Origin of the sequence: Mesorhizobium silamurunense (genome assembly GCF_014843825.1) — a bacterium.
Lineage (GTDB): Bacteria > Pseudomonadota > Alphaproteobacteria > Rhizobiales > Rhizobiaceae > Mesorhizobium > Mesorhizobium silamurunense.
Genome location: NZ_JHQR01000197.1, coordinates 16975 through 27072, shown reverse-complemented (window position 1 = coordinate 27072; position 10098 = coordinate 16975). Strand labels below are relative to the sequence as shown.

8 protein-coding genes are annotated in these 10098 nt (G+C 61.2%); 3 read left to right on the top strand and 5 right to left on the bottom strand.

Translation table 11 applies throughout. The annotated features are described in order from the left end of the window. Positions 1–476: 476 nt before the first annotated feature. Positions 477–1670 carry an alpha/beta hydrolase gene (locus tag DH10_RS22090; protein WP_192252743.1) on the bottom strand — a complete coding sequence of 398 codons (1194 nt, stop codon included), beginning with the start codon at positions 1668–1670 and terminating at the stop codon, positions 477–479. Positions 1671–1845: 175 nt separating this feature from the next. Between DH10_RS22090 and DH10_RS22085 the strand changes: the two genes are divergently transcribed. The 3 genes from DH10_RS22085 to DH10_RS22075 all read left to right on the top strand — a co-directional run bounded on the left by DH10_RS22085 (position 1846) and on the right by DH10_RS22075 (position 5301). Continuing rightward, positions 1846–2922 (top strand): methyltransferase, encoded by a 1077-nt coding sequence (locus DH10_RS22085; protein WP_192385313.1) that lies wholly within the window; start codon positions 1846–1848, stop codon positions 2920–2922. 642 nt (positions 2923–3564) lie between these two features. Beyond that, entirely contained in the window at positions 3565–3936 is a 372-nt protein-coding gene (locus tag DH10_RS22080; protein ID WP_246506312.1) for a helix-turn-helix transcriptional regulator, read from the top strand. A 459-nt stretch (positions 3937–4395) separates the two neighbouring features. After that, positions 4396–5301 carry a LysR family transcriptional regulator gene (locus tag DH10_RS22075; RefSeq protein ID WP_192252737.1) on the top strand — a complete coding sequence of 302 codons (906 nt, stop codon included), beginning with the start codon at positions 4396–4398 and terminating at the stop codon, positions 5299–5301. On the opposite strand, the gene DH10_RS22070 is transcribed toward DH10_RS22075, so the two are convergent. The 4 genes from DH10_RS22070 to DH10_RS22055 form a co-directional block, all read right to left on the bottom strand. Next, a complete protein-coding gene (locus DH10_RS22070) occupies positions 5285–5989 on the bottom strand; it encodes a peroxiredoxin-like family protein (RefSeq protein WP_192252734.1) in 705 nt (234 codons plus the stop codon). The two genes, DH10_RS22075 and DH10_RS22070, sit on opposite strands and share 17 nt — an antisense overlap. A gap of 140 nt (positions 5990–6129) precedes the next feature. Next, positions 6130–7476 (bottom strand): dihydrolipoyl dehydrogenase family protein, encoded by a 1347-nt coding sequence (locus tag DH10_RS22065; protein ID WP_192385312.1) that lies wholly within the window; start codon positions 7474–7476, stop codon positions 6130–6132. A gap of 18 nt (positions 7477–7494) precedes the next feature. Beyond that, positions 7495–8889 (bottom strand): NAD(P)/FAD-dependent oxidoreductase, encoded by a 1395-nt coding sequence (locus DH10_RS22060; RefSeq protein ID WP_246506311.1) that lies wholly within the window; start codon positions 8887–8889, stop codon positions 7495–7497. Between the two features lie 34 nt (positions 8890–8923). Beyond that, a complete protein-coding gene (locus DH10_RS22055) occupies positions 8924–10081 on the bottom strand; it encodes a patatin-like phospholipase family protein (protein WP_192252728.1) in 1158 nt (385 codons plus the stop codon). Between the last annotated feature and the right edge of the window lie 17 nt (positions 10082–10098).

The following is a 10098-nucleotide window of genomic DNA, read 5'->3' as shown; positions in this document are numbered from 1 at the left end:
ATGTTGGTGGGCCCTGGGATGAAAAGATGGGTAAAGCCGGCCATAAAGAGGGTCCTCCCGAAAGACTTCGCAGACAAAGTGCCCTGCCGAAACCATCATCGAGATTGCCCATCCGCTCACAACACCTGTCCAGATAGATTCTGTGAGCCTGCTGGCATTGGACGGAGCCTACACTTTCAGAAACGCCGACGCGCTATCGGATAGGTCAGACCCTACCCGCCCGCGTGCTTTTCACCGGAAAACGGAACCGACCGGCGCGTTGAGGCCGCACTGCCCCGAGCAAGCGAGATTCCGTCCCGTCCGGGCACGCGATACGCCAGAAATTTCCGATCTTGAATTCAAAGAGGAAATTCGCTGAATCGAAAATCGGTGGGTTTCAGCGACTATCGGCATCAATCGGGCGATTCTTGATGATCAGCAGCGCTCGTGGCGATACGAGCAAAGCCGGAAAATAAGCCAGTGCGGCGCTCAAGAGTTTAAGGGCTGTGGTGGCGGACCGCGCCTGCAGGCTCTCGGCCGGCTAGAAATTCTTCAATGCGCCAAAGAATCTCATCAGCGTTGTCGCCCACCCAGGGAAAATGATCAACGCCGGGGAGTTCGATCAAACGTGCGTTCGGTATGCTGGCGGCGAGCTGCCGCCCCCCTTCAATATCAACGCACACGTCTGCCGTTCGGTGAATGACCAGGGTCGGAATGCGGATGCGCGGAAGGATATCGGTGATATCGATCTGGCTGTTCAGACGCATCAGCGCCATGGCGGCGGCAGGAGTCGCGCCGAGCCGCTCGAATCGTCTCCACCATTCTTGGAATGCCGCATTTCCGACCATCGAGGGAGCGAACATCGGCAGGCTCGCGCCGCTGCCCCAGCTCGAATCGATGTATTGCAACAGTCCCTGCAAGGCCTCTTCGCTTCGGATCCACGAGTCGAAGCGCGCGAACGCACCATAGAGCACGAGCGCTTCGCAGCGGTGCGGCTGTGTGGCGGCGAAGTAGGCGGCAAGCGAGCCGCCTTCGGACGGTCCGATGATGGCCGCCCGCTCGACGTCCACAGCATCCAGGACAGCACGCAAATCATCGACGCGCTCATCGAGACCAGGAACCTTGTCGACACGGTCCGACATGCCGGTCCCGCGTTTGTCGAACATGATGACCCGCGCGAACTGTCCCATGCGGCGCAGAAACCTGGCCATGCCCGGCTCGGTCCATGCGTTCTCGATGTGGGTGACGAAGCCGGGGCAGAACACGAGATGGCGAGGACCTTCTCCCCAAACCCGATAGGCGATGTGGACTTCGCCGCTTTTGGCGAAGCGGATCGGGGACACGGAGTCCGCTGAAATTGGTGAGGTCGCGCCGTCCGTGACCACCGCCGCGAACAGATAGCCGCGGCGCGGAAGGTTCTTGACGATTCTCCGATCTTGATCACAGATCGCCTCGCGAATGTCCTTTATGCATTGCACGAGCGAATCGTCCGTGACGGCCGTCCCGGACCAGACCCTCTCCATCAATTCGTCTTTGGTGATGACGCGGCCAGGGTTCGCCGCCAGGTAGCGCAACACTTCAAATGATTTGGGCCTGAGAAAAATCTCCCTGCCCTCGCCCTCCAGCGAAAGGCGCGAAAGATTGAGGGTCCAGCCGGCGAAGTGAAGGTTTCTGGGCAGGTCGGCTTCCATCTCCGATGCCGCCGCGTCCGCCCGCCCTACAGCACTTTCGTCGAAATTTCGGCGAGCCATCGTCAGGCTTTCGTTACGCGCCGAGGCGCAATCCCTATAGTCGCCAGCACGATCTTGAGTGCCTGCGCGGTGACCCGTTCCGGGGTGATCTCAAATCTTAGCGAAGGAGGCTACCATGCAACAGCAAACCTTGCGAGAGCTGGTCGAGGTTTCGCCGCCTCAGCAGGATCCGGCCGGGGACGCCAGCGGACAGGTGATCGAACTCATCTTTGGGCGATGGCGGAGTCAAATCCTCTATGCGGGGATCAAGTTGGGTGTCTTCGACGCCCTTGCGAGCGGTCCCAAGAAAGCCGTCCGCGTCGCCGGCGAGCTCGAATTGGATGCCGGCCTGTTGTACCGGCTCATGCGGGCGCTCGGCTCCTTGGGACTGTTGAGCGAGGATAGGGCCAAAACTTTCTCACTGACCGCGAGCGGCCAGTTGCTGCGCGAGGACCATCCGCACAGCCTGCGCGCGATGACCCTGCTGGAAGAAGGCCCCGAGCACTACGCCGCCTGGAAGCACCTGAGCGCCCTGATCGCAGAAGGGAGCCAGGACGGCTTTGCTCGTGAGTTTGGCGCGCCCGCCTTCGAATATGCAGCACGAAATCCGAATTACGGCGCCGTATTCAACGCGGCGATGAGCAGCTTCTCCGGCATGGACAACATGCTGGTGCTGCAAGCGCTCGCAACATACGACTTCTCCCGTTTCTCGCATCTCTGCGACGTGGCCGGCGGCCATGGCTATGCCCTGTGCAACCTGCTGGATAAATACCGGCACCTGAAAGGTACGGTGTTGGAGCTGCCTGGCGTGATCGCCAATCGAGAGCTGTTGTGGGCAGCGAAGATGGACGTCGGAGATCGCTGCACCTACGTCGCCGGCGACATGTTCCAAGCGGTCCCTTCCGCCGATGCCTACATGTTGAAGCGCATTCTACATGACTGGGACGACGCGGAGTGTCTGCAGATTCTCTCTACCATGCAGCGGACGGCGCCGAAGCAGGCCAGGGTGTTGATCGTCGAGCAGGTCGTCCCCGGTCCGGAGACCTCACATTTCTCCAAACTGTTTGACATTCACATGCTGGTCTGGGGCAGCGGCCGGGAACGCACGGAGGAGGAATATGGTGCGCTGCTGGAAAGGTCCGGCTGGAAATACCGCAAGACCTGGTATCCGCCCTCAAAGATGCTGGGCATCGTCGAGGGTGTGAAGGAATAACGGCATCGTAGCCAAGCTACGATGACGCGCAGTTTTTCAAAGATTCCGCGGCACGCCCCTAAGAAGGGAACAGATGGCTCCAGAAAAATACCGTCAGATCGATCATCGTTCCTGACGGCATTTTCTCGACGCGATAAGCGACTTCTGATCGAACCGTCGGGAGAACCGTCAAATGGGTCTGCTTGCCACTCAGTGCGGTTGCCCGACCGCCGTTAATTCAATGACTTGGAGGAACAAAGCAGCTGTATAACGATGCACGGCGAATGATCAACGAGCTATCCCGTAACTCTCTATTTTCTGCTGCCCTAATCCCCTCCAAGCCCTCCAGCCTATCCAACCCCCTCACTCCCACTCGATTGTTCACGGCTCTGCTAACGTATTGATTTTACTTAAGAAAATATTTTGGAGCTCAGATACTACCGACCTGCTGGCCGTCAAATAGCTGCGCTTTTGATTTGAATTTCTCACAACTCTTGCGACCCATCTATCGACTACTATCGGCCGCCGAGGTGCACGTCATATCTGACAGAGAGAGCGCGAATGCTTCCAAAAGTACCGTCAGCCCCCGTTCATCGGCATCTTCACACCCTCGCGAACAGGCAAATGGTTCATCAAACATCCTCTAACCACAGGAGGATAGACATGACCAACAAGCCAAGCCGCATACGCGTCCCGATGATGCCCTATCACGATGACGGTGACAAAGATCCAGTTGGATATTCGGGTCCCGCAACCGTCCTGACAGGCCTGCCGCGAACGATAAGGCGGCACGAGTTGCGGCTTATCGTGCCGCTCGCCGAAAGCACCATTTACGAGATGGAGAAGCGCGGCGAATTCCCTCGCCGCTTCAATCTCACGCCGCGATGCGTCGTGTGGGACCTTGAACAGGTCGAGGCATGGCTGGAGCAGCGCCGCCAAGCTTATATCGAGGGTCGCGCGAAGATCGCGCCGGGGCCTGACGTCCATCGGCGCAAGAGCCGCCCGGTTAAGCGAACCGACGACAGATCGATCTGAAACGGAGGACCATCGCGTCGGCACGGGCGCGATGGTCCACTCATCACGACGACAAGCCACCTAGCTCGAACCGCCTCTGTTCCCTCAAGGCCAAGTGATCGCGCATTTCACCTGAGGGAAGGATCGAGAGGCAACCCGACGTTCCTCGCTAATACCCCCAACAGGAGGATTCTCATGTCGCACCGATCTGATGCTCGCGGAGTTCACGAAGGCGCTGACGACGCATGATGTCGAAATCGAAATCGTTCGTGCGCTGACGCATGACACCAAGCCGGGAGCGCTACTTTCAACCCATCGCGATCATCGACTTGATCTGGCCCCAAAGCAGACATTGACTAGCCATGCTGCATAGCGTTCGGCCCCATTGACGTTGCCACGCTTTGCCGAAACGGCTGCAATGCGCTAGCCTGCAAACATGCGCAGTCGCTGATAGATCATTTCGCTGAGGGGGCGAGATTCATGGAGATGCAGCAGGTCCGCTATTTCCTGGCCCTGTCCAGCACCTTGAACTTCACCAGGGCAGCCGAAGAGTGCAACGTCACGCAGCCTGCGCTGACACGAGCGATCAAGACGCTTGAGGAGGAGTTGGGGGGTGAACTCCTTCGGCGCGAGCGCCAGCACTCCCACCTGACCGAACTCGGCCGGCGCATGCTGCCCTTGCTCCAGCAATGCTATGATGCCGCGACTTCCGCCAAGTCACTGGCCAAGGCCGTGCAAAGCAGCGACGTGGCGCCTCTCAACGTCACCATTTCCAACAGCGTCAACATTGCACTGCTGGTATCGCCGTTTACGGAGCTTTTCCGGGCCTATCCTGGTGTGCATCTCAAGATCAACCGCGGCTCGCCGACCGCTGTCGTCGACGCCCTCAAGAACGGCGAGGTCGAGCTTGCCGTTGCCGGCCCGCTGGGGCAGGCCTGGGATCGGCTCGATAATTGGCCACTCTTCCAGGAAGGCATCGAACTTGTCGTCAATTCCGATCATCCGCTTGCCCGCCGCAACGAAGCCGATGTCGCATTAAGCCAGCTGGCCGCGGAACCTGTGCTCAGCCGGGTCGATTGGGAAACGAGCGAGGATCTTTCGCGTTGCCTTTCAGAGAAAGGCCTGACGCCTCGCACGGCGCACGAAGTCGAGACCGACCACGATTTGCTGGCACTGCTGGAGGCCAACGCCGGTGTTGGCTTCGTCTCCGTGACAGCACCGCGGTCGCCGAATATCCGCAGACTCAAGCTGCGGGATGTCGATATCTCCCGGGTCGTCGCCGTCTACGCGGTTGCCGGCCGACATCGCTCACCCGTGGCCACGACGCTGCTCAACCTGTTGCGGTCGACCGACTGGTCATCTTTTGGGGTCAGCGAGCCCGCCTGAGCGCCGCGATCAGATCGTCGATGTCCATCCGCCGACGGTAGTCGGGATCGACGAAGCGATCGGTGATGATCCCGTCCCTTCCAACGATGAAGGTTGCAGGGATTGGCAGGAACCAGCTGCTGTTGCCCTGATAGTTGGGGAGATCGAGGCCTAGCCCCATCAGCCGCTCCATCTCCGCCCCGACCCAGATCGCGAGGTTGAGGGACAGGGCGTAGCCATTGTCCATATCGGTCAGGAAGGGGAATATGGCCCCGACAGCAGCCTTCATCGCCTTCGCGAATCTGCGTCGCTCGGGCATGATCGCCACGACCTGGCCGCCAAGGGCCGCAATCTCGGGCTGGGCTTCGACGATGCCAATCGCGTTCAAACGGCAATAGGGGCACCAATGCCCGCGCTGAAAGGTGATGACAGCGGGGCCTTGTAGAAGGATCTCAGCCAGGCCAACCAGTCTGCCCTCGTCGTCAGGCAGCAGGAACCCCGGCATGACATCGCCAGGAGCCGGCGCCATAGCTCCGGCTCCCTGTTCTTCCAATCGTCCCACCAGGCGGTCCACCGCGTCGGCGAAATCCGCGTTCAGGCGGCGCACCGCAGCGGCAATCACCGCCAGCCGCTCGTTCAGGGACGCATCAAGTTCAATGGCAGCCTGGACGGACTGTTCAAATGTCATTGCCTGGTCGTCGGCGGCCATTTCTGCACTTTCATCGATCTGACGCAGCCTATCATCGATGCCCCTCGGCCACGGCCATGCTTTTCCTGCATGGTTTTGATGCCTTGCGAGCATCAAGGCAGGCGAGGTTCGTATTCTGTTCGCCGCGTGACCTCAATTCGTTACAACATGTTCCTGATATCCGAAGAGAAGGTTGGGAAACCGTAGACCATGTCGGCAAGCTGCGATGCCGTGATGGCGTGCTTCATAGCAAACGCAAAGAGATGGATCAGCTCTTCGCCGGCATGGCCGACAATATGGGCGCCAACGATCTTGTCGGTGGATTCCTCGACGATGATCTTCGACCACGCCATGGTCTCGGCATAAGTCCTCGCGGAGAGCCAGCTTCGCATGTCGTTAACATAGACCTTCACGCCAAGCCCTTGCGCTTTCGCCTTGGCCTCGCTCAGTCCCACACTTGCCAAGGACGGCACGGTGTAAACGGATGCAGCTATCTGGCTGTAGTCCGGCCGGTGTCTTGGTCCATCGACGATGTTGCGGCCAACGATTCCGCCCTCATAGGTCGCTACCGGCGAAAGCTGCGGAGAATTCCACACCGCGTCGCCGCAGACATAGACGTCTGGATTCGAGCGCGAGCGCAGATGATCGTCGATTTCGATGCGGCCTTCGCGATGCACGATGACACCGGCCCCGAGGTCGAGCCGCTCGACATTGGCCACGCGTCCGGCGCAATTTACAACCCGGTCCGCGTCCACGGTGCACTCTGCGCCATCCGCGGCGAAGGTGACGCGCAATCGCCCGTCGACCTTGTCGATCTTTTTGACCCAGGCCAGGGTGCGGACGTGTATGCCTATTCGTTCGCTTTCGCCACGAATCTGCGCAACGGCATCGGCATCGAATGCCGCCAGCAGATGCGGCAATGCCTCCAGGATGGTCACATCGACGCCGGCGCGCGCGAAGACTTGGCCCAGTTCGAAAGCAATGACGCCACCGCCAATGAAGACGACCGCACGGGGCAGCACCGGGTCGTTCAGGACATCGTCTGAGATCGTCAGATGCTCGGCGCCCGGAATTGGCAGCGAGCGCGGTATCGAGCCGGTGGCGACGACAATGTTCCTGGCCTCGAGTTCGCGGCCATCGACTCGGATGGCGTTGCTGCCGACGAATGCAGCCTCGCCGTGGATGACATCGACGCCACGCCTGGCCATCAGTTCCGACAGCCGGGACGGGATGTCCCTGATGATGTCCTTCTCCCGTTCGATCAGGGCTCGCCAGTCAAGCCTCGGCGCATCGACAGTGATCGCGTGCCGATCGGCCCGTTCGATCACATCCAGCACATGGGCCGCGGCGACGAGCACTTTCTTTGGCGTGCAGCCGCGATTGGGGCATGTGCCGCCGAGGTCGCGGGCTTCGATCATGGCGACGGAGAGACCTGCAGCGCGCGTCGCCACCGTGACCCCCATTCCGGCATTGCCGCCGCCAAGGATGACCACATCATACCTTTCCATCGCGCCGCCTCCGCCGTGCTAGTGAAGCTTGATCCGAGGCCTGGCGCGCCTGGCTATCGTCTCGCCGATCGCAGCCAGGGCGGTCTTCGCAAGCCCATGCACCGCCGTGAGATGCATTTTGTGGAGCGAGCGATAGACGAGCCTTGCAAGCAGGCCTTCGATCTTCAGTCCGCCGATCAGGCTGCCGAACGCGCCGTAGTCGGCCAGCGAGACCAGCGAACCGTAGTCGCGGTAGCGGAATGCCGGCGCGGCCTGTCCCGCGAGACGCGCTGAAATGACTTTCACCAGATGATCGGCCTGCTGGTGGGCTGTCTGGGCCCGCGGCGGCAGGGCGTCGTCATGCCCCGGCAGGACGCAGCTCGCGCAGTCTCCAATCGCGAACACGTTCTCGTCTCCGACAGCCCGCAAGGTCTCGTCCACCATCAGGCGGTTGATGCGATCGGTGTCGAGGCCGTCTAGCCCTTTCAGGAAGTCCGGCGCCTTGATCCCGGCCGCCCAGACCACGAGTTCGGCCGGCACGAACAGTTTTTCGCCGAGCCTGACGCCGTCCTCCGTCACCTCGCTCACCCGGATGCCGCATCGTATCTGCACGCCGAGCTTGACCAGCAGACGTGCCGAAGCTCGTGCGATGTGCTCCGGCAGGGCCGGAAGTATCCGCGGCCCGGCTTCGACGATGGTGATGCAGATCAATCTCTCGAAATCGATGTTGTCGAGATTGTTCGATGCAACCTCCCGCATCGACTTGTGCAGTTCCGCGGCAAGTTCCACGCCGGTGGCCCCGGCGCCGACGATGACGCAATGAAGTTGACCGGGCGAAAGCTGCTCGTATTGCGCGTTGGCGCGCAGGCACGCGTCGATCATGCGCTTGTTGAAACGGGCGGCCTGCTCCGCGGTATCCAGCGAAATGGCGTGACGCGCGGCGCCCGGCGTGCCGAAATCGTTGCTGACGCTGCCGACGGCCATGACCAGCGTGTCGTAGCCCAGCACACGCGGCGGGATGACCTGCCGGCCGTCATCGTCGAAGCTGGGCGCGACAAAGACCTGGCGTTTGGCACGGTCGATGCCGACGACCTCGCCGATGCGGTATCGGTAGCCGTGCCGGCTGGCATGGGCGATGTATTCGACAGCGTCATGCGACGCGTTCAAGGCGCCGGATGCCACCTCATGCAGCAGTGGCTTCCAGATATGGGTGCGGTTGCGGTCGACCAGCGTGACAGAAAGCCGCCGCTTGCCGAACTTGCGGCCAAGGCGCGTCGCCAACTCCAGTCCGCCCGCGCCGCCGCCGACAATGACCACGCGATGCAGCGATGCGTCCGCATGGGAAGGCGTCTCCGGAATCGTGCGGAATAGGGCAGCGTTGTTGGCAAGCACCGCCTCGGGGATCAGCCGCATGCCGGGAGTGATGATCTGCATCGGTATTCTCCATCGTTTCCGAGGCGCTGGTCCGTCACTCTTGCGATTCGTGGATCACGATGCCCTGCAACATGTCGACCTCGCACTGCCACGGCTTTTCCGAGAGGACGCGCTGGCCATGTTCGTATCCGGCCTGCCAGCGTGTTCGGATTCCGGTGCGCGTGAAGTCGATGTCCTTAGTGTGGTCTTCGCCGTCCAGGCGCGGCGAAAGCAGCCGAACGAGGTGCATGACAGAGGGGCAGCCATAGGATGCGAGTTCCTTGAACATCGAATCGTCGCGCCGCTCCTCGGGGACCAGCTTTCCCATTTCGCGCACGACGTGGCGCAGACGATGCAGTTGCTCCTGACGGGCAACGTGGCTTCGGCCGCGGCTGGCGTATTGAAGATCCTTCTGTCGTCCCATCACCTGCCAGATCGATTTCGGCTCCGTCGCGCGCGGCTGCCACATGTTGACGGCAAAGATCAGCGCGTCGCGCCGCGGACGCTCGTCGAGCACCACCTCGATGGGCGTGTTCGAATAGATGCCGCCATCCCAATAGGGCTCGCCGTCGATGCAGACTGCCGGGAAGGCCGGCGGCAGGGCGCCCGACGCCATGATGTGCGCCACCGACAACGGCATCTGGCTGCTGTCGAAATACTTGAGCTCGCTGGTGTTGACGTTGACCGCGCCGACCGTCAGCCGCGTGCGGCGACGGTTGAGACAATCGAAGTCGATCAGATTGTCCAGCGTCCGCTTGAGAGGATCGGTGGTGTAGTAGGAGGCATTCTCCACACCCACCTCGCGATTGACCCCGAACATGGCGCTTGGGTTCGGTTCGAAGAAGCCCGGTATGCCGCGCATCACCGTGCCCATATTGGCAAAGATGTTGCTCGGAACCATCATCCGGAAGAACTCGTCGAGCGGGCTGCTGCGGCTGACGCCGTCCCAGAACTCGCGCAGCTTCGGCAGGCGGTCCTGCGGCTCGTTTCCGGCGATCAGCGCCGCATTGATGGCGCCGATCGAAGTGCCGATCACCCAGTCCGTTTCGATCCCGCCCTCGACGAGCGCCTGGTAGACGCCGGCCTGATAGGCTCCGAGAGCGCCGCCGCCCTGCAGCACCAACACCGTCTGTCGCTTGACCGAACCGTCGGCCACATGGCCGGCCTCCGGCACGGGCTCCGACGTCGAGGGATTTCGGGTGATCTTGTTCATGGCTTTTGCGCTCCTCG